19 protein-coding genes, 1 tRNA gene and 1 pseudogene are annotated in these 19,774 nt (G+C 73.6%); 16 read left to right on the top strand and 5 right to left on the bottom strand.

Annotated elements, in window-relative coordinates; all coding sequences use genetic code 11:
- Nucleotides 1-62: 62 nt before the first annotated feature.
- The gene (gene murA / locus IE225_RS08830) at nt 63-1,403 is read right to left on the bottom strand and encodes a UDP-N-acetylglucosamine 1-carboxyvinyltransferase (RefSeq protein ID WP_190056801.1); all 1,341 of its coding nucleotides are present in this window, start codon (nt 1,401-1,403) and stop codon (nt 63-65) included.
- A gap of 262 nt (nt 1,404-1,665) precedes the next feature.
- Here murA and IE225_RS08825 point away from each other — a divergent pair, with 262 nt between their 5' ends.
- From IE225_RS08825 to IE225_RS08795, 7 genes are all read left to right on the top strand, one after another.
- Nucleotides 1,666-2,235 carry a YqgE/AlgH family protein gene (locus IE225_RS08825; RefSeq protein WP_190056851.1) on the top strand — a complete coding sequence of 190 codons (570 nt, stop codon included), beginning with the start codon at nt 1,666-1,668 and terminating at the stop codon, nt 2,233-2,235.
- Between the two features lie 97 nt (nt 2,236-2,332).
- Nucleotides 2,333-2,608: a DUF3039 domain-containing protein gene (locus IE225_RS08820; protein ID WP_190056800.1), complete on the top strand. Its 276-nt coding sequence runs from the start codon at nt 2,333-2,335 to the stop codon at nt 2,606-2,608.
- 464 nt (nt 2,609-3,072) lie between these two features.
- A complete protein-coding gene (locus IE225_RS08815; protein ID WP_190056799.1) occupies nt 3,073-4,821 on the top strand; it encodes a beta-N-acetylhexosaminidase in 1,749 nt (582 codons plus the stop codon).
- A gap of 384 nt (nt 4,822-5,205) precedes the next feature.
- On the top strand, nt 5,206-6,096 hold the full coding sequence (locus IE225_RS08810) for an FAD binding domain-containing protein (RefSeq protein WP_190056798.1): 891 nt from the start codon (nt 5,206-5,208) through the stop codon (nt 6,094-6,096).
- Nucleotides 6,093-8,285, top strand: a complete 2,193-nt coding sequence (locus IE225_RS08805; protein WP_190056797.1) for a (2Fe-2S)-binding protein — start codon at nt 6,093-6,095, stop codon at nt 8,283-8,285. The genes IE225_RS08810 and IE225_RS08805 overlap by 4 nt, the downstream gene beginning before the upstream one ends.
- On the top strand, nt 8,282-10,600 hold the full coding sequence (locus IE225_RS08800) for a xanthine dehydrogenase family protein molybdopterin-binding subunit (RefSeq protein ID WP_190056796.1): 2,319 nt from the start codon (nt 8,282-8,284) through the stop codon (nt 10,598-10,600). Before IE225_RS08805 ends, IE225_RS08800 begins: the two co-directional genes overlap by 4 nt.
- A gap of 419 nt (nt 10,601-11,019) precedes the next feature.
- Entirely contained in the window at nt 11,020-11,646 is a 627-nt protein-coding gene (locus IE225_RS08795) for an SUKH-4 family immunity protein (RefSeq protein WP_190056795.1), read from the top strand.
- Nucleotides 11,647-11,792: 146 nt separating this feature from the next.
- Here the strand turns inward: IE225_RS08795 and IE225_RS08790 are convergent, their stop codons facing one another.
- Together IE225_RS08790 and IE225_RS08785 are read right to left on the bottom strand one after the other, a co-directional pair.
- Nucleotides 11,793-12,695: an NADP-dependent oxidoreductase gene (locus tag IE225_RS08790; protein ID WP_190056794.1), complete on the bottom strand. Its 903-nt coding sequence runs from the start codon at nt 12,693-12,695 to the stop codon at nt 11,793-11,795.
- A 374-nt stretch (nt 12,696-13,069) separates the two neighbouring features.
- Nucleotides 13,070-13,144: transfer RNA gene (locus IE225_RS08785), tRNA-Cys, on the bottom strand.
- A 351-nt stretch (nt 13,145-13,495) separates the two neighbouring features.
- Between IE225_RS08785 and IE225_RS08780 the strand changes: the two are divergent.
- Both IE225_RS08780 and IE225_RS08775 read left to right on the top strand, forming a co-directional pair.
- A pseudogene (locus IE225_RS08780) lies at nt 13,496-13,660 on the top strand (MFS transporter); the annotation flags it as partial.
- A 25-nt stretch (nt 13,661-13,685) separates the two neighbouring features.
- A complete protein-coding gene (locus IE225_RS08775) occupies nt 13,686-15,299 on the top strand; it encodes a recombinase family protein (RefSeq protein WP_190056793.1) in 1,614 nt (537 codons plus the stop codon).
- Here the strand turns inward: IE225_RS08775 and IE225_RS08770 are convergent.
- Nucleotides 15,242-15,877, bottom strand: a complete 636-nt coding sequence (locus IE225_RS08770; protein WP_190056792.1) for a hypothetical protein — start codon at nt 15,875-15,877, stop codon at nt 15,242-15,244. The two genes, IE225_RS08775 and IE225_RS08770, sit on opposite strands and share 58 nt — an antisense overlap.
- A gap of 112 nt (nt 15,878-15,989) precedes the next feature.
- Nucleotides 15,990-16,475: a hypothetical protein gene (locus IE225_RS08765; protein WP_190056791.1), complete on the bottom strand. Its 486-nt coding sequence runs from the start codon at nt 16,473-16,475 to the stop codon at nt 15,990-15,992.
- 172 nt (nt 16,476-16,647) lie between these two features.
- Here IE225_RS08765 and IE225_RS08760 point away from each other — a divergent pair, with 172 nt between their 5' ends.
- The 7 genes from IE225_RS08760 (at nt 16,648) to IE225_RS08730 (ending at nt 19,753) form a co-directional block, all read left to right on the top strand.
- The gene (locus tag IE225_RS08760; protein WP_190056790.1) at nt 16,648-16,890 is read left to right on the top strand and encodes a helix-turn-helix domain-containing protein; all 243 of its coding nucleotides are present in this window, start codon (nt 16,648-16,650) and stop codon (nt 16,888-16,890) included.
- Nucleotides 16,887-17,063, top strand: coding sequence for a hypothetical protein (locus IE225_RS08755; protein ID WP_190056789.1), 177 nt, complete (start codon nt 16,887-16,889; stop codon nt 17,061-17,063). The genes IE225_RS08760 and IE225_RS08755 overlap by 4 nt, the downstream gene beginning before the upstream one ends.
- Before the next feature lie 83 nt (nt 17,064-17,146).
- Entirely contained in the window at nt 17,147-18,178 is a 1,032-nt protein-coding gene (locus tag IE225_RS08750) for a hypothetical protein (protein ID WP_190056788.1), read from the top strand.
- Nucleotides 18,175-18,612, top strand: coding sequence for a hypothetical protein (locus IE225_RS08745; protein ID WP_190056787.1), 438 nt, complete (start codon nt 18,175-18,177; stop codon nt 18,610-18,612). The genes IE225_RS08750 and IE225_RS08745 overlap by 4 nt, the downstream gene beginning before the upstream one ends.
- A gap of 114 nt (nt 18,613-18,726) precedes the next feature.
- The gene (locus tag IE225_RS08740) at nt 18,727-19,035 is read left to right on the top strand and encodes a hypothetical protein (protein WP_190056786.1); all 309 of its coding nucleotides are present in this window, start codon (nt 18,727-18,729) and stop codon (nt 19,033-19,035) included.
- The gene (locus tag IE225_RS08735; RefSeq protein WP_190056785.1) at nt 19,032-19,535 is read left to right on the top strand and encodes a hypothetical protein; all 504 of its coding nucleotides are present in this window, start codon (nt 19,032-19,034) and stop codon (nt 19,533-19,535) included. The genes IE225_RS08740 and IE225_RS08735 overlap by 4 nt, the downstream gene beginning before the upstream one ends.
- Nucleotides 19,532-19,753 (top strand): hypothetical protein, encoded by a 222-nt coding sequence (locus IE225_RS08730; RefSeq protein ID WP_190056784.1) that lies wholly within the window; start codon nt 19,532-19,534, stop codon nt 19,751-19,753. Before IE225_RS08735 ends, IE225_RS08730 begins: the two co-directional genes overlap by 4 nt.
- Nucleotides 19,754-19,774: the final 21 nt, after the last annotated feature.

Genomic DNA, 19,774 nt, shown 5'->3' with positions numbered 1-19,774 from the left:
GGGGGACAACCCCCGGGCCCCCGGCCGGGGCGTCGCTGTGGGCCGGAGTGAGGGCGGCTGGGTCAGCTCAGTGCTTTGCCCGGCAGTTCCACCTTCGCGCCCAGCTCCACGAGCTTCTCCATGAAGTTCTCGTAGCCGCGGTTGATCAGGTCGATGCCGTGGACGCGGGAGGTGCCCTGGGCCGCGAGCGCGGCGATCAGGTACGAGAAGCCGCCGCGCAGGTCGGGGATGACCAGGTCGGCGCCCTGCAGCCGGGTCGGACCCGAGACGACCGCGGAGTGCAGGAAGTTGCGCTGGCCGAAGCGGCAGTCCATGCCGCCCAGACACTCGCGGTAGAGCTGGATGTGGGCGCCCATCTGGTTCAGCGCGGAGGTGAAGCCCAGCCGGGACTCGTACACCGTCTCGTGGATGATCGACAGACCCGTGGCCTGCGTCAGGGCGACGACGAGCGGCTGCTGCCAGTCCGTCTGGAAGCCGGGGTGCACGTCCGTCTCCAGCGCGATCGACTTGAGCTGGCCGCCGGGGTGCCAGAAGCGGATGCCCTCGTCGTCGATCTCGAAGGCGCCGCCCACCTTCCGGTAGGTGTTCAGGAACGTCATCATCGACCGCTGCTGCGCGCCGCGGACGTAGATGTTGCCCTCGGTCGCCAGCGCCGCCGACGCCCAGGACGCGGCCTCCAGCCGGTCCGGGATGGCGCGGTGGGTGTAGCCGCTCAGCTTGTCGACACCGGTGATGCGGATCGTGCGGTCGGTGTCCATCGCGATGATCGCGCCCATCTTCTGCAGGACGCAGATCAGGTCCTCGATCTCCGGCTCGACGGCCGCGTTGGACAGCTCGGTGACGCCCTCGGCCAGGACGGCCGTCAGCAGCACCTGCTCGGTCGCGCCGACCGACGGGTACGGCAGCCGGATCTTCGCGCCGCGCAGCCCCTTGGGCGCCTCCAGGTACTGCCCGTCCGCCCGCTTCTCGATGACCGCGCCGAACTGCCGCAGCACGTCGAAGTGGAAGTCGATCGGCCGGCCACCGATGTCGCAGCCGCCCAGGCCCGGGATGAACGCGTGGCCGAGGCGGTGCAGCAGCGGCCCGCAGAACAGGATGGGGATGCGCGACGAGCCCGCGTGCGCGTCGATGTCGGCGACGTTCGCGCTCTCCACGTGCGTCGGGTCCAGCGCCAGCTCGCCGGGCTCGTCACCCGGGCGGACCGACACCCCGTGCAGTTCCAGCAGGCCGCGCACGACCCGCACGTCGCGGATGTCCGGAACGTTGCGCAGTCGGCTCGGCTCACTGCCCAGCAGGGCGGCGACCATGGCCTTCGGCACGAGGTTCTTCGCGCCGCGGACACGGATCTCGCCCTCCAGCGGGGTTCCGCCGTGGACAAGCAGGACATCGTCGTTGACGGTCATGTATCTCGCGTTCCGATGAGTGGGGATGAGTGCGGCAGAGGCCGGAGGGACAGAGTAATCGCCGCGCACCCCCCTGCCGTAAGCCCGAGGACCGCCCGTCTGTGTCATAGCTGTGTCACAACACGAACCGTTTCTCAACGGGCACAACGGGTCACCGCCGGGCCGGTGTGCGCGGGGCCGCACCCGTGCGCCCTCACCTGCCCACACCCGCTGGGCCCGATTGCCTCCCCACCGCGGGGGAAGATGCGGGATCATGTCTGGCATGACCGAGGTGTCCTCGCTCACAGGGCGGCTGCTCGTGGCCACCCCCGCCCTGGCGGACCCCAACTTCGACCGCGCGGTGGTGCTTCTCCTCGACCACGACGAGGAGGGCTCCCTCGGTGTCGTCCTCAACCGCCCGACGCCGGTGAGCGTGGGCGACATCCTCGAGGACTGGGCCGACCTCGCCGGGGAGCCCGGCGTCGTCTTCCAGGGCGGCCCGGTCTCACTGGACTCGGCCCTCGGCGTCGCCGTCATCCCCGGCGGCTCCGGCGACCGCGCCCCGCTGGGCTGGCGCCGGGTGCACGGCGCCATCGGCCTCGTCGACCTGGAGGCCCCGCCCGAGCTGCTGGCCAAGGCCCTCGGCTCCCTGCGGATCTTCGCCGGGTACGCCGGCTGGGGCCCCGGCCAGCTCGAGGACGAACTCGTCGACGGCGCCTGGTACGTCGTCGAGTCCGAACCCGGCGACGTCTCCTCGCCGGCCCCCGAGCGACTCTGGCGGGAAGTGCTGCGCCGCCAGCGCAACGAGCTGGCGATGGTGGCCACGTACCCGGACGACCCTTCACTGAACTGATCACTGAACTGATCACTGAACTGACTGACCCACGGCTGAGCTACTGACTGACTACTGACTGAACTGAAGGGTGTGGGCTTTCAGTACCCTGGTCGCTATGAGCACTCTCGAGCCCGAGCGCGGGACTGGTACGGGGACTCTCGTAGAGCCGACACCGCAGGTGTCGCACGGCGACGGTGATCACGAGCGCTTCGCCCACTACGTCCAGAAGGACAAGATCATGGCGAGCGCGCTCGACGGCACGCCCGTCGTGGCGCTGTGCGGCAAGGTGTGGGTGCCGGGCCGCGACCCGAAGAAGTACCCGGTCTGCCCCCTGTGCAAGGAGATCTACGACTCCATGGGCAGCGGCGACGAGGGCGGCGACGACAAGTAGCCGACGCGCGGCGGCACGCCCGCGCGGCACCTTCGCCGCGCCTTCGGTGCGGGCCGCCCGTGCCCGGACGCCGCGGCGCCCGCCCGCGCCCGCGCCCGCCCGAGGTCTGCCGGGGTCCCCGGAAGCATGGTGATGCGCCCGGGGGCCTTCGTGTGCCCGATCACGGGTGTGCCCGATCACGGGTGGGGCGGGGCGAGGCCGGGGCGGGATCGGCGCGGCGGGCGGTGCTATCGCGCCAGGTGTGGCCGTCTTCGCCCCGCGGGCCGCGGGGGCGGTGAAGGATGGCCCGCATGAGCGGTGACGCACTCACCCCGCAACGCCCTCCGGACGTCCGCCCCGAAGGCCCGCCGGGACTCCGCCGCGGACGTCCTGCCGAGTCGTCCGGGCCGTGCGTATCTTCCGGTTCGTCTGGTTCGTCCGGGTCATCTGGATCATCCGGGTCATCTGGATCGTCCGGGCCGAACGTGGCGCTGATCCCGGCGCCCGGCCGGGTGTCGGGCTGCGCCGGGTGCCTCGTCGACGCCGGGACCGGGATCGAGGCGCGCCCCGGCACCGAGCGGGTCGCGCAGTGGCTGCGGGCCACCGTGGGGGCGGCGACCGGGTACCCGCTGCCGCCGGCCGGCGGGAACCGGAGCCGAAGCCGGAGCCAAAGCCAGAGCCGGATCCTGCTGCGGATCGTGCCCGGACTCGCCGGGGAGCTCGGCAGCCACGAGGCGTACCGCCTCACCGCCGACGAGCGCCTCGTCGTCGTCGACGGCGCGAGCGAGACCGGCGTGTTCCGGGGCGCCCAGACCTTCCGCCAACTGCTGGGCCCGGACGCCTTCCGCCGGGCGCCCGTCGCGCGCCGGGACGCGTGGGAGGTGCCCGCCGTCGCCGTCGAGGACAGCCCCCGCTTCCGCTGGCGCGGTCTCCTGCTCGACGTCGCCCGGCACTTCCTGCCCAAGGAGGCCGTACTGCGTCACCTCGACCTGATGGCGGCGCACAAACTCAACGTGCTGCACCTGCACCTGACGGACGACCAGGGCTGGCGCCTCGAGATCGAGCGGTACCCGAGGCTGACCGGGGTCGGCGCCTGGCGGGCGCGCACCAAGATCGGGCACCGCGCCTCGCCGCTGTGGGACGAGCGGCCGCACGGCGGTTACTACACCCGGGACGACATCCGCGAGATCGTCGCCTACGCCGCCGAGCGGCACATCAGCGTCGTGCCCGAGATCGACGTGCCCGGGCACTCGCAGGCCGCCATCGCCGCCTACCCGGAACTCGGCAACACCGACGTCGTCGACACCTCCGCCCTGACCGTGTGGGACACCTGGGGCATCTCCCCCCACGTGCTCGCCCCCACCGACGCCACCCTGCGCTTCTACGAGGGGGTGTTCGAGGAGGTGCTGGAGCTGTTCCCGGCCGACGCCACCGGGCCGTCGGGGTTCTCGGCGTTCGTGCACGTCGGCGGCGACGAGTGCCCCAAGGACCAGTGGCGGCGCTCCCCGGCCGCGCAGGCCCGCATCAGGGAACTGGGGCCGGCGGACGAGGACGGGCTGCAGGCCTGGTTCGTCGGGCACTTCGCCCGGTGGCTGGCGGCGCGCGGACGGCGGCTCATCGGCTGGGACGAGATCCTGGACGGCGGACTGCTGGACGGTGGACTGCTGGAGGGCGGACTGCCGGCCGCCGGGCGGCCGGACGCCGGGCGGCTGGAGGGCGGGCCGGCCGAGGGCGTGGCGGTGTCGTCGTGGCGCGGGTACGCCGGCGGGATCGCCGCCGCGCGCGCCGGGCACGACGTCGTCATGTGCCCGGAGCAGCACGTGTACCTGGACCACCGCCAGGACGCCGGCCCGGACGAGCCCGTGCCGATCGGCTACGTGCGCACCCTGGAGGACGTCTACCGCTTCGAGCCCGTCCCGCCGCACCTCACGCCCGAGGAGGCGGGCCACGTGCTGGGCACGCAGGCCAACCTGTGGTCGGAGGTGACGGAGGACCCCGCGCGCGTGGACTACCAGCTCTACCCCAGGCTCGCGGCGTTCGCCGAGGTCGCCTGGAGCCGCCTGCCCGCCCCCGCGGAGCGGGACTTCGCCGGCTTCGAGCGCCGTATGGCCGAGCACTACCGGCGACTTGACGCCCTCGGCGTCGCCTACCGCCCGCCCACCGGTCCCCACCCCTGGCAGCGCCGCCCCGGCGTGCTCGGCCGCCCGCTCGACGGCCCGCCTCCCGAGCGGTGAGCCCGCAGCCATGTCGAAGAGACCCATGACGGAGAAACCCGGGCCGGAGAAGCTCACCCTGAAGAAGCCCGCCCTGGAGAAACCCGCTTCGGAGAAACCCGCACTGAAGAAACCCGTACCGGAGAAATCCGTGCCGGATAAGGCGAATTCGTGTCCATGTGGGAGGAAATGCGCGAACTTTGCCGAAGGGTGGGAACGCGTGCACACTGACGGCGTCGCGCGAGACCGGGCCATCTCCCCGGCGGGGCAGGCGAATGCGCACCCGCCCACCCCCGTCCGCGGGGGCTGCGAAGATGTGCCAGAGTTGCCACGTCCGCCCTGTCAGCACGTACCGTACGGCAGCACAGGCGTGACCAGCTGGGGCAGCGGGAAGGGGCAGCCGGTTTGACCACGCACGCACCGCAGGCGGCGCAGGCCGTGACGCTGCCCACGACGCTCGACGAGGCCGTGGCGGCGCTCACCGCCATGCCCGCCGCCGTGCCCGTGGCGGGCGGCACCGACCTGATGGCCGCCGTCAACTCCGGACAGCTGCGGCCCGCCGCCCTGGTGGGCCTGGGCCGCATCAGCGAGATCCGCGGCTGGCAGTACCAGGACGGGCACGCCCTGCTCGGCGCGGGCCTCACGCACGCGCGCATGGGGCGCCCCGACTTCGCCGCCCTCATCCCGGCGCTCGCCGCCGCGGCGCGCGCCGCCGGCCCGCCGCACATCCGCAACGCGGGCACCCTGGGCGGCAACATCGCCACCGCCGCCCCCACCGGGGACGCGCTGCCCGTGCTGGCCGCCCTGGAGGCGACGCTGATCGTCGCGGGCCCGGGCGGGGCCCGCCGGGAGATCCCGGTGTCGCACCTGCTGGCCGGCATGGAGATGCTGCGCGCGGGCGAACTCATCGGCTATGTGCGGGTGCCGCTGCTGCACGCCCCGCAGGTCTTCCTGAAGGCCACCGGCCGCACCGGCCCCGGCCGCGCCGTCGCCTCCGTCGCGCTCGTCCTCGACCCGGCCCGGCGCGGCGTGCGGTGCGCGGTGGGCGCCATAGCGCCGATGCCGCTGCGCCCGCTGGACGCCGAGCACTGGGTCGCCCAGCTCATCGACTGGGACCACCGCGCGATCGTCCCCGAGGCGCTGCACGCCTTCGGCGAGTACGTCGCCGCGGCCTGCATCCCCGACCCGGCCCCGGCCGAGGACGGCTCCGTACCGCAGCTTCCGCCCGCCGTACTGCACCTGCGGCGCACCGTCGCCGCGCTGGCCCGACGAGCACTGGGGAGGGCGCTGTCGTGACCGACGACCAGCACGCGGAGGGCACGCCCCAGGGCGGCGGTCGCTGGGACCCGCTGCCCCAGGGGGAGTACGACGACGGGGCCACGGCCTTCGTCCAGCTCCCCGAGGGGGGCATCGACGCCCTGCTGGCCGCCGACACTCCGCTCGCCGCACCCGGCCACGGCTACGTGCCGCCGCCGATAGCGCCGGGCACGCCCGCGGTCGGCCCGCAGGCCACCGGAGGCGGCTGGCCGACCCCGACGGCACCCGCCGACGGCGCGCACTGGGGCGACCCCCACGAGGTGCCCTACGGCACCGGGCACGGACCGAACACCGGGTACGGACCGAACACCGGGTACGGACCGAACGCCGGGCACGACCCCAACGCCGGGCACGGGCCGCAGCCGGGTCACGATCCCAACGCCGGGCACGGACCGAACGTCGGTCACGATCCCAACGCCGGGCAGCACGACCCGCGTACCGGCGGCGACCCGCACGCGGGACACGGCACCGGGAACGACGACCGGTTCGCCTACCCGGCGGGCGCCACCGGGCAGTGGACCTTCCAGGGCGCTCCCCAGGCCGGACAGCAGCAGCCGGCCGCGGAGCAGCCGGCCCCGGAACAGCCGGCACCCGCGACGCCCGGGCACGACGTGACCGGGCAGTGGTCGATCCCCGTCGCCGGCGGCGACCTGCCGGATGAGTCGGGGGAGTACACCACGTCGTCGCTGGTCCAGCAGTGGGGCTCCGCCCCGCCGGCCACCCTGCCCGGCGGCGCCCCCGCCCCCTGGGCGACCGAGGCGGCCGGGCAGCCCTGGGACCGGCAGCAGCCCGGCGAGGCGGAGCGCGCGGCCGAGGCCGCGCGGGCGGCCGCCGAGACCGTGCACACGGCCGCCGAGAGCGCTCGTACGGCCGCCGAGAGCGCCCACGCGGCCGCCGCAGAGGCCGGGCAGGCGCAGCAGGCCGAACAGGCAGAGCAGGCCGAGCAGGCCGAGCGGGCAGGACAGGCCGGAGAGTCCGCGGACGTCACGGGTGCCACGGACGCCCCGGGCGCTCCGGAAGCTGCGGACACCGCGGACACCGCGGACTCCGCCGCCGGGCCGCAGCAGCCCGCGCAGGCCGCTGAGAGCCGCGTGGAGGCGCCCGCCGAGACCGCCGCGGACGCGACCGCCGAGGCCGCTGCCGAGGCCGCGCAGGAGGCCGCTCAGGAAGCCCCGCAGGTCTCGCAGGTCCCGCAGGCCCCGGAGGGCCCCGCCGCCCAGGAGGGCCCGGCGGACACCCGGGACGCGGCGGACTCCGCAGACCCGGCGGACCCGGCGGACCCGGCGGGCTCGTCGGACGTCCCGCAGGACCACGCGGCGCCCGCCCCCGACGACACCCCCGACGACACCCCCGCGTCCGCCGCCGGGGATGCCGCCGGGGATGCCGCCGCGCCGCACGACGACGTCCCGCCCCCGCCTCCGCACGAGGAGCATCCGCTCGTCTCCTACATGCTGCGCGTCAACGGCGTCGACCGGCCCGTCACGGACGCCTGGATCGGCGAGTCGCTGCTGTACGTGCTGCGGGAGCGGCTCGGCCTGGCCGGCGCCAAGGACGGCTGCTCGCAGGGCGAGTGCGGCGCCTGCAACGTCCAGGTCGACGGCCGGCTCGTCGCCTCCTGCCTGGTGCCGGCGGCCACCGCGGCCGGCAGCGAGGTGCGCACGGTCGAGGGGCTGGCCGTGGACGGGCAGCCGTCGGACGTGCAGCGGGCGCTGGCCCGGTGCGGCGCGGTGCAGTGCGGTTTCTGCATCCCCGGCATGGCGATGACCGTGCACGACCTGCTGGAGGGCAACCCCGCCCCCACCGACCTGGAGGCCCGTCAGGCCCTGTGCGGCAACCTGTGCCGCTGCTCCGGCTACCGGGGCGTGCTGCGGGCCGTGAAGGAGGTCGTCGCCGAACGCGAGGCGCACGCCGCGGCCGCCGGGGAGGAGGCCGACGGCGAGGGGCCGCGCATCCCGCACCAGGCCGGACCGGGCGCCGGGGGCGTGCACGCCTCGGTGTTCGACTCGCCGGGATTCGAGTCCGCGCACCGGACCGCCCCCCACGAACCGCACCACCCGCATAACCCGCACCACTCGCACCACCCCCACGACCCGCACACTCCGCACCCCCAGCCCGACCAGTACGACCAGTACGACCAGCACTACGGCCAGGACGGAGGCCAGGCGTGAGCAACGAAGCCGCCGCCCCCGCGCAGGCTGCCCAGTCGACGGACACCGCCGCCGCGCCCGAGCCGCTGCCGCACGGCCTGGGCGCCTCGCTGCCGGCCGCCGACGCCCGCGCGAAGACGGAGGGCACCTTCCCGTACGCGGCCGACCTGTGGGCCGAGGGCCTGCTGTGGGCGGCCGTGCTGCGCTCCCCGCACCCCCGCGCGCGCATCCTGTCCATCGACACCTCCCACGCGCGCGAGATGCCGGGCGTGCACGCGGTCGTCACCCACGAGGACGTCCCCGGCACCCCCCTGTTCGGCCGCGGCCGGGCCGACCGGCCGGTGTTCGCCTCCGACGTCGTACGCCACCACGGGGAGCCCATCGCGGCCGTCGCCGCCGACCACCCGGACACCGCGCGGATGGCCGCGGCGGCCGTGATCGTCGAGTACGAGGTGCTCGACCCGGTGACCGACCCGGAGCAGGCGTTCGAGGCCGAGCCGCTGCACCCGGACGGCAACCTGGTCCGGCACATCCCGCTGCGCCACGGCGACCCCAGCGTCGTCGGCGACGTCGTCGTCGAGGGCCTGTACCGCATCGGCCGCCAGGACCCCGCGCCCATCGGCGCCGAGGCCGGGCTGGCCGTGCCGCGCCCCGACGGCGGCGTGGAGCTGTACACGGCCTCCACCGACCCGCACGCCGACCGCGACACCCTCGCCGCCTGCTACGCGCTGCCGCCCGAGCGCGTCAAGGTCGTCGTCACCGGGGTGCCCGGCGCCACCGCCGACCGGGAGGACCGGGGCTTCCAGCTCCCGCTCGGCCTGCTCGCCCTGAAGACCGGCCGCCCGGTGAAACTGACCGCCACCCGCGAGGAGTCCTTCCTCGGCCACACCCACCGCCACCCGACGCTGCTGCGGTACCGCCACCACGCCGACGCCGAGGGCAAGCTGGTCAAGGTCGAGGCGCAGATCCTGCTGGACGCGGGCGCCTACGCCGACACCTCCTCGGACGCCCTCGCCGCCGCCGTCGCCTTCGCGTGCGGCCCGTACGTCGTGCCCAACGCCTTCATCGAGGGCTGGGCCGTGCGCACCAACAACCCGCCCTCCGGCCACGTGCGCGGCGAGGGCGCGATGCAGGTGTGCGCCGCCTACGAGGCGCAGATGGACAAGCTCGCCAAGAAGCTCGGCCTGGACCCGGCCGAGCTGCGCCTGCGCAACGCCATGGCGACCGGCGACGTGCTGCCGACCGGCCAGACGGTGACCTGCCCGGCCCCCGTCGCCGAACTGCTGCAGGCCGTGCGGGACCACCCGCTGCCCCCTCTGCCCAAGGACACGCCCGAGGAGGAGTGGCTGCTGCCCGGCGGCCCCGAGGGCGCGGGCGAGCCGGGCGCGGTGCGCCGGGGCGTCGGCTACGGCCTGGGCATGGTGCACATGCTCGGCGCGGAGGGCGCCGACGAGGTGTCCACGGCGACCGTGCGGGTGCAGAACGGGGTGGCGACCGTGCTGTGCGCGGCCGTCGAGCACGGTCAGGGCTTCGCCACGCTGGCCCGGCAGATCGTGCAGGAGACCCTCGGCATCGACGAGGTGCACGTCGCGCCCGTCGACACCGACCAGCCCCCGGCCGGCGCGGGCTGCCACGGCCGCCACACCTGGGTGTCCGGCGGCGCGGTGGAACGCGCGGCCAAGATGGTCCGCACGCAGCTGTTGCAGCCCCTGGCGCAGAAGTTCGGCATGTCGGCCGAGCTGCTGCAGATCACCGACGGCAAGATCACGTCGTACGACGGTGTCCTGTCCACCACGGTCACCGAGGCGATGGAGGGCAAGGAGCTGTGGGCGACGGCGCAGTGCCGCCCGCACCCGACCGAGCCGCTCAACGAGGCCGGCCAGGGCGACGCCTTCGTGGGGCTGGCGTTCTGCGCGGTGCGCGCGGTGGTCGACGTCGACATCGAGGTCGGGTCGGTGCGGGTGGTGGAGCTCGCCGTCGCCCAGGACGTGGGCCGCGTCCTCAACCCCGCCCAGCTCGCCGCGCGCATCGAGGCGGGCGTCACCCAGGGCGTCGGCATCGCGCTGACGGAGAACCTGCGCACCGCGCGCGGGGTGATCCGCCACCCCGACCTCACCGGCTACGCCCTGCCCACCGCCCTGGACGCGCCCGACATCCAGATCGTCAAGCTCGTCGAGGAGCGCGACGTGGTCGCCCCCTTCGGCGCCAAGTCGGTCAGCGCCGTACCCGTGGTGACCGCCCCGGCGGCCGTCGCCTCCGCCGTGCGCGCCGCCACCGGCCGCCCCGTCAACCGCCTGCCCATCCGTCCCCAGGCCGCGGTGGTGACCCCCCAGTGACCGGCCACCGGGCCCCCTCCCCGCGGGAGCCCCGCCACGAGCTTCGCCACGAGCCCCGCCCGGCGTGGGCGAACTCGTCCTGAGGCTCCCGCTGTTCGTTCTCGCGGCGGACGCGGCAGGCGCGACGGCCGCCGGGAAGCGGGCACCGGCACCGTGGCGCTGACGGCGGGGGAGACGAGGGAGACGGGGAGGGGTAGTGAAGGCGATTCTCGTGAAGCGGGAACACATGAGGGTCGCCTGAGCGTCTTTCATAGGGACTTCCAGACGGAGACGTGAACGTCCGCCGCGCGGGGCGTTGTCAGTGGTGAGGCGTAGGGTTTCCGTCAGTGGGGCGCCGCGCGCCGGTGTTCGGGGCGCACGGGGACTCCACGGGGATTCACGGGGACGTGCGGGAACGCACGGGAACACACGGGGGAAGCATGATCGTCACGACCGGCACCGTCAGGGAGGACGCCATCAGGGGGACGTACACAGTGGACACGAGACCGGTGCCGAGCCGGCCGCCGGTGCTGATCACGGGCCCGGGCCGCGGCCCCGGCCTGACGCTGGACCTGCCGTACCGGCTGCTGGAGCAGGAGTTCGGCGCCCGCCGTGTGGTGCGCTTCGAGGACATCGACTTCCCCGTCACGCTCACCCACGAGCCGACCCGCCGCTTCCTGCGCGACACCGGTCTGCCGGAGGACGGCCGCGTCATCTGCCCCGACACCGACATACCGCTGCCGACGCTCACCGAGTTCTACGCGTTCGAGCGCCCCGGGATCTTCGAGCCGGGCGAACTCCCGCCCGCCGCCGACCGCTTCATCCGCGTGGGCCGGTTCACGGACGACACCCACCTGGTCCTCGACGGCGCCACGGGCGCGCTCCTCACGTTCTGCGAGCAGGGAGCCCGCCTCCACCCGCTGCACCAGGACGTCTCCACCCTGGCCTTCGTCCTCTGGCTGCTCCACCGGGAGCAGCGCCGGGCGTCCTCGAAGGAGGCCGCGGCGGGAATCGAACCCACGCACCGCCTCGTCTCGCAGGTCTGCCCGCCCCTGCCCGGAGCGTGATCCGGGCCCGGCTCGCCCACCGACGTACGGTCCCGTAAGGACGCAGCGCCGTCGTGGCGGGGCGAACGCCCAGGCCCCGCACGGCCGCGCGGGGAGGGGAAGAAGGCGGAAACCGAGACGGGCCGCGTGCGGTCGTCGCGGCCGTGTCAGCCGACCAGCAGCACGAGCTTTCCGCGCACGTGGCCGCCCTCGCCGGCACGGTGCGCCTCGGCGACCTCGGCGAGCGGGAAGGTCCGCGCGACCGGGAGCGAGAAGCGCCCGGCCTCGATCAGCTCGCCGATCCCGTCGAGCGCGTGGAGCGCGCGGCCGTCGTCCCCGCGGCTGAACGTCACCCCGTGCTCCCGCGCGCCGGCGAAGTCGGCGACCGTGACGACGTGTCCGGCGCCGCCGGCCAGCTCGATGAGCTCGGGCAGCACCCCGCTCCCGGCGACGTCGAGCGCCATGTCGACGCCGTCGGGAGTGAGCGCGCGCACCCGCTCCACGAAGCCCTCGCCGTAGGCGACGGGCTCGGCCCCCAACGCGCGCAGGTAGTCGTGGTTCGCCGGACCGGCGGTGCCGATCACGCGCGCGCCGCGCACCACGGCGAGCTGGACCGCGGCACTGCCGACGCTTCCGGAGGCGCCGTTGACGAGCAGCGTGCCGCCGCTTTCGACGCCGAGCCGGTCGAGTGTGCGGGTGGCCGTCTCGACGGCGGCCGGCAGCGCCGCGGCGCCGGGGAAGTCGAGCGACGGCGGGATCGGCGCGTAGGGGGACAGCACGGCCAGCTCGGCCTGGGCCGCCCCCTCGGCGCAGAACCCGAACACGCGATCGCCGACGGCCACGTCCGTCACGCCCTCGCCGAGCTCGTCGACGACGCCCGCCGCCTCGTAACCCAAGGTCTGCGGGAGTTCCCCGCCCATCAGGCCCTCGCGCTTCTTCCAGTCGCTCGCGTTGACGCCGGCCGCGCGCACCGCGATCCGGACCTGGCCGGGACCCGGATGCGGATCGGGAAGATCCACGATCTCGAGTACCTCCGGACCCCCGAACCGGCTGAAACGGACTGCCTTCACCCTGTGCTCCGATCCCGATTCCGACCCCGGCCCCGACCCAGGGCGTCGCGCTCGCCGCACATGCGGCAGCACACACGTTCACCACAAGCACCGTACGCCACGGACGACGTTCTTCTTGCCCTCCCACCCGGCGAGTTGACGCATCCGCCCCACGAGACGACCTGCAAGTCGCCGCCACAGCAAGCAAGTTGGAGCACCGGCACGACGCCGGCACCGTGCGCGAGGCGGGAAGTCCCGGACGACCGGAATCACATTTTCATGACGTGGAAGGTGCCGACAGGCCCTGACACGGCGTGGGGTGGTTGGCGGGCGTTCCCGGCTCCTCGCCCCCTTCGGCGGACCGGGCGCCGCCCCCTCGCGCCTGGTCAAGGTGATGGAGGCCGTGGCGGGAATCGAACCCGCGTACCTCGCTTTGCAGGCGAGTCCCTCAACCACTCGGGCACACGGCCGGGGCGGGAACCCGGAATGCGTTCCCGCGTCGGTGAAACGACCGTAGGCAGTGGGGGAGGGGAGGGACAAGGACACGGCGGGGGCCGCAACGGGACTGCCATGCGCCGTTCACGAACGGCCGGCCCGGAGGGCGCGGGTCCGCAGGGTGCGTGGCACGAACCCACGTGGCGCGCGGCACGAACCCACGAGGCGCGTGGCACGAATTCACCAGACGTGCGGCACGAATCCACCAGGCGCGCGGCGCGAATCCACCAGGCGCGCGGCAGGCGTTCGTCCTAGGACCGAAGTCCCGGCCCGGGTCCGCCCCGCGACAGGGGCGAATATCAGTGACGGGCCTTACGCTGGCGGGCATGAGCGCCCTGACCCCGCACGACACCGCCGTCGTCGACGCCACGGCCGCCGGTGAGCCGCAGGAGACCGTACTGAGCCGTCCGTACCGGGCGTTGAGCATCGGGATCGTGTCCGTCTGCCTGCTGATCGCGTTCGAGGCGACGGCCGTGGGCACTCCCATAGCAGGGTTGAGACACCATCATGGTGAGCATGTCCATCACCACTGCTACCTCGCCGAATGAGCGACTCAACGTCGACTACGCCCGTGTCTCCAACGATGACCTCGGCGCCGCCGAAGGTGTCGGATCCCAGCACCAGGACAACGAAGAGTTCGCCGAGGAGATCGGCCACCCGCTCGCCGCGACCTACCAGGACAACAGCCTCTCGGCCTTCAATGGCCGCGAACGGCCCGAATTCTTGCGGCTCCTGTCGGACGTCGCTGCCGGCCTGATCGCGGTCGTCATCGTCTGGCACGCCGACCGCCTCACTCGCGACGTGCAGGAAGGGCTGAACATCATCAAGCTTTTCCGCGCCCACGGCGTGCGCCTGTTCTCCGTCCAGAAGGGCGGCGAGTACCACCTCAGCCGGGCCTCCGGGCGGGCCGAGTTCATCGCGGACATCAACCAGGCCCAGAAAGAGTCCGGCCACAAGGGCGAGCGCGTAGCCCTGGCGCGCAAGCGGCAGGCCCGCACCGGGGCGTACGGCGGGGGGATCCGCCGCTTCGGGTGGGGCGTGCCGACCGGCCGGGTGCGCAGCAAGTGCGTCAACCCGAAGGCGCCGCTGAGCGAGCGCGAGTACGTCGACGTGCCCGTGCTCGACATGACCCGGCACCGTCCGGAGGAAGCCGCCGAGATCCGCCGCTGGGCCGAGGAACTCCTTGCCACCGGCGGCAACATGGCGCAGCTGCTGGCCGGTATCCGCAAGCGCGGCGTGAAGACGGTGAGCGAGGCGGACGGGCGCGTGCTCAAGCGCGGGGGCAGGGTGGTGGAACACGGCGGCTGGGACAGCAAGACCATCCGTCGTATCCTCACCTCCCCGCGCGTCTCCGGGCACGTGGTCTACCGGGGCGAGGTGATCAGGTGGGGCGCGTACGATCCGATCATCCCGGAGGAGACCCGGCAGGCGCTGATCACGCTGCTGACTGATCCCGCGCGCGTCACCACCCCGGGCAACGTGCCGAAGTGGCTGGTCTCCAAGATCGCCGTGTGCGGGTACTGCCGCATGGGTGTGGTCACGGCGCGCGGCGGCTCGCGCAGCAAGGGCATCACCTACCGGTGCAACACCTGCCACAAGGGCAATCAACTCGCCGAGCTGGTCGACGAGTACATCACGGCAGTCGCCTGCGAGCGCCTGTCCCGGGACGACCTGGCTGAGCTGATCAAGCCGCCGCGGCCCGGGGTTGACATCGCCGCGCTGCGCCAGGAGATGACCGAACTGCAGCAGAAGAAGACGCAGGCCTCCCTGTCGTACGCGCGCGGCGGCATCGACCTGGAGATGCTGGAGACCATCAAGGCGACCACCGACAAGCGGATCGCCAAGATCCGCAGCACGCTTGCCGAAGCCACCGCAGCAACCCCCCTCGCGGATTTCCTTGAGACTGGATCCGTCGAGGCCGCCTACGCGGTGTGGCAATCCAAGAGCATCGGCAGACGCCGCGAGATCGTACGTCTGCTCATGGACATCGTCCTGCTCAAGGGCGCTGCCTACCACCTCGACCCTGACACCATTGTCATCACCCCCAAGCGCCCGTCGGCCGGGGTCGCGTCTCACCACGGTCCGGCCGGCGTCACCGACGCCACCGACGGCCCTGGCCGCGGCGTTTGACCCGGTGGCGCCGTGGTGCCCAGGCTTGCCGACGGGCTCATGGTCCAGGACGTCGGCGTGGTGGCCGTGGCGGGTGGGTCGCCCTGCCGGTTGTTCGCATCCTGCTCCGGGCCAAAGACCGCTATGACGATGGCGGCCACGGCCACGGCCGCGCTCAGTGTCCGCCCGGTATGAGTCACCCGGGGATCGCGCGCGGTGCCGCCGAGCCATCCGGCGGCACCGGCGATCACCTCGCCTGGTGGCCGGCCGAAAACCAGCAGCCGCAGATGCCCCCTACGCCGCACTTCCACCGCGCCGTACGGCAGGAATGCCTGGCCCGTGGTGTGGGTGCGCTCCTGCGGCGGGGGCGTCTGCTCGCCCGTACGCGCCTGCAGCAGCATGAAAGAATCCTCGATCAGCTGCGCCGCAGTATCGATTCTCCACTCCCGACCAACGGCGTCATCGCTTTGCTGCGCCCCGGCCCCGCTGTCCGGTAAGTCCTGCTGTCCGCCGCCGTACACCTGCACGACGAGCGTGACCGCGATCGTCAGCATCGCGCCGGCGGCCACGGACGCGACCACCTGACCCACGTTGATCACCCGCACCCACCTCCCCGACCTGTGTATGTGACATCTGTGGGGGGAGATGTTCACTTTCGGTCACGAGCGACGCAGTCACGTGCAATTGCATGTAATGTGATTGAAATGTGATCTATCCGGCTCGGCGGCTTCGCGGGCTCTCCAGTGGATCACTGCGCCCCTCGGCGCGGTTCTGCTCGATGCGCACCAGCGCGCGCCGGAACGCCTCCCGCGCCTCGTCGGGGCTGAGCCCGAGCTTCTCTGCTGCGGACACCGCGAGGTCCGTCACGAGCTCCAGCTCGCGCGACGACAGAGATGAGCGTGCTGCGGACGCGGCCGCCTCCTCCTTCACGGCGGCCCGCCGGTCGGCGTGCGTGTCAAGCGGCGTTGGTTCCCCGCCGGCCAGGATGGCTGAGATGCTTCCCGGCGCCCACTCGAGCGCTCGCTCAAGCTTGAGGTAAGTCGACCCCCGCGCCTTGATGCCCTTGCGGATCTTGCCCAGCGTCTCGTCCGAGATGCCGGCGCGCCTGCAGACCTCCGCATACTCCAGGGCCAGTTCGGCGATCCGGCGCTCGACGCGCTGCGCGAGCCGGACGAGTGGTTCGGGGGCGGCCGTCATGACCCGAGCGTACATCGGCATTCCAATCCATTCCAATGTCGCAGTACATCGGCATGTTCCTGAGCTCGGCCTTCATGGTCACTCCGGCCTCCGTTCCAAGTTTCTCCAACTAGGTTCCAAGTTACTCGGTGGTATGGGTTGTCGATTCCAATAAGTGGAATACATTGGAAGCATGCTCACGCAGAGGATCTCTGGGGCGAAGCTCCGGCGAGTCCGTGAAGAGCGGTGCCTGACGGTCGCCGCGATCGCTGACGCCGCCGGGTGTTCCGCCTCGAACATCTACAAGATCGAACAGGGGCGGGCTCAGCCGTCACCGCAGGTCTACGCGAGGTTGAAGGCCGCCCTGTCGGTAAACGACAGCGACCTCACCATCGACGCGCCCACCGAGCGAGCCACCGCCGGGAGTACGGCGTGATCCGGCCGGAGTGGCAGGAGCGGATCCGCCGGCTGGTCGATGACTGGCCGCCGGTGTCCGAGGAGACCTACGCCCGGCTGGCACTGCTGCTCGCTCCCGAGCAGCGCCTGGCCGAGGTGCCCGCACCGTCCGTCGCGGTCGCGCGGCCGACTCCCGAACAGCAGGCCGCCTGACCCACATGAAGCGGGGCCGCGCCCGGATCTGGCCCCGGTCGCGACCCCTCGACAACCACACCTCGATGGAAGGACGTGGAGTCTTGACCCCATCATCTCAGACCCCCGGACCCATGCCGCCGCACCTGCCGTACGGTGCCGGTCCGGCGCCGCTGCAGCAGGCGGTCGGCGCTCTGCCGTCGGCGCCGCCGGCCGCGCCGGCACCGGTTCCGGACCCGGCGCCGGTGCGGGCGGCGGCCGGTGTCATCGCCGAGGCGATGCGGCAGGGCGAGGGCACCGCGCTCGCCCTGGCCCGGTCCGAGTACGCGGCGGGGCTGTTGTTCGACCCGCAGCGGGCGCAGGACATCGCCGAGGCCGCGCGTGAGCAGGCCCGCGCCGAGTGCGCGGCCGAGCTCGCCCAGGCCCAGCAGGACCGCCAGTCCCTCGCGTGGTTCCACGCCCGGTGGCGGGCGGTGGCGCAGCTGTGCGAGGGCCGGCACCCGCAGGACCTGCTGAGCGTTGCCGAGGTCCTGGCCGCCACCGACGCGAGCGCGCCCACCACTGCGCCGCTGACCGTGACGTGGGACGGCACGGTGGCCGGCCCGGCCGGGGACCACCCGCACGAGCCGACCTACGTGGCGTGCAAGACCGCCCGCGGCGGCCGCGCGGTGCTGGTGCTGGACCAGCAGCAGCGGCTGCGGCTGGGGGACCTGCTGCTGGCGGTGCTGCAGCCGGCCGAGACCTGCACCACCCCCGGCTGCGGGGCGAGCGCGGCCGAGCTGGACGAGTCCGACCCGGCGATGTGGGGATGGATCCACCTCGACGTCGCCGGCACCGACACCGGCGGCCGCTGGTGGTGCAGCCCGATGTGCGTGTACGCGGCGCTGGTCGCGGCGCGCGCCGAGCTGGCCGCCGGCGCCGACCAGCGCACCACGCTCGACCCGGACACGCAGATCCCGTTCGTGCCCACCCCGCTGGCCGGGCAGGACGAGGTGGCGCAGTGCGTGCGGTGCGGCTGCACCGAGGACAAGGCCTGCCCGGGCGGCTGCCACTGGGTGCCCAACGCGCAGATGATCGACCTGTGCTCGCGCTGCGCGACGCCGCAGGAGATCGCGCAGGCGGGCGGTGCCTGGTGACCGCACTGACCGCCCAACAGATCCTCGCCACGGTGGAGGCGGTGGAGGCGGGTACGTACCGCGTCTCGCGCCTGGTGCGCCGCCTGCTGACCGACCACCCCGACCTGCCCATGAGGAGCCTGGCCCCGCGCATGCGCGCCAGGACGTACGGCGACCGGTCCGGGCCCGTCAGCGCGGCCACGGTGGACATCGACGCACCGGACATCGACAGCGTGCTGCGCTGGGCCCAGGCCCTCGGCGCCGTACCGGAGCGCAAGACCCACATCAACGCGGAGTTCAGGTACGAGTGCGCGCGGTTCAGGGTTGAGGTGGACGGCGTGCTGGTGGAGGTCATCGGCACCCGCCTGCTGAGCGCCGAGGAGGCCGAGGCCTGGTGCGCCCAGCAGGCGCAGCCCGTCGGCGATGCAGCGGGGGGTGAGCGGGGTGGTGAGTGAGCGTCACGACCCGCGTACCTGCCCGCACTGCGGGCCGCTCAGGCACCCGTCGCAGGCCCGGGTGCGCCGCGCCCTGCAGGCGGGGCTGCCCCAGCCGAGGGGCGGTGAGGACCGATGACGCGTCCCCGCCTTCCCGAGACCAGCGCGGCGCAGCAGCGCGCACGGCAGGCGTGGAACCGGGGCCTGACGGGCACGGGCCGCCCGGCCAGGGCCAAGACGGCCGCCATCGAGGAGTGCACGGTGGAGGTCTGCGGTAGCCCGGTCACGACCGGCCACCCGCCGGCCGCGGGCATGGTCGCCGTGCGCGGTGCCGCCGAGGGCGCGGCCGCGCACTGGTACTGCCCCGGCCGCTGCGCGGGGATCGCCCGAGCACGCGCCGACCTGCGCAGCGCCTCGAGCCAGGCGGGCGGTGAGCAGCGGTGAGCACACCGGAGCTGAACACGAAGGCCGGGAAGGACATCCGCCGCAGCAGCCAGCTGCGTGTGGACGGCGTTCACCCGGCCGAGGAGTCGGTGTTCCCGCACCTGCCGTACGCCGACGCGGTCTACACGGCACTGGCCGCCACCGGCCAGACACCGGAGGTGCTCGAGTCCGGGCTGCGGCAGTCCGCGCAGGGCGTGCTGTTCCTGCGGCTGGTGTGGCCGCCCGGCCACACCAGCCTGGGCCGGGCGGTACGCGGCGAGGGGCTGTCGCTGGTGTGGTCGCACCACTCCGGCTGGTCCGCCCACACCGCGTGCGACTCCCGCGTGCTGGACGTCGACACGCTCGCCGCCCCGCGACTGCTCGCGCACGCGGCCCGCCACCTGGCCGCACACGGCCTGCGGACCAGGTGGCGGCCGCCGGCCGGGCCCGCCCGGTGGGAGCATGCCGCGGCCCTCGCCGGCGCCCTCGCCGACTTCGACGACCGGGAGGCGGTGCGGTGACCGCGATCGAGTGGCTGCTCGCCTACGCCGCGGCGGTGGCTGTCTGGCTGCTGCTGGGCGTGCTCGCCGACCGCCTGCACCGGGAGCACACCCGGTCGGCCGTCCACCAGCCCGTACGCCACGGCCCGCCGCCGCTGCCCGCGTGTCCCTCCCTCTACGGCCTGCCCGAGGGCGCGCCCCGCGGCCCGGGGCGGCACCACCGCCCCGGCACCCGCTGATCCATCTCCCCTGATCCCCGG

The organism is Streptomyces echinoruber (assembly GCF_014651135.1).
GTDB lineage: Bacteria > Actinomycetota > Actinomycetes > Streptomycetales > Streptomycetaceae > Streptomyces > Streptomyces echinoruber.
The sequence above is the reverse complement of the archived record's forward strand: the minus strand, read 5'-3'. Positions and strand labels throughout refer to the sequence as shown.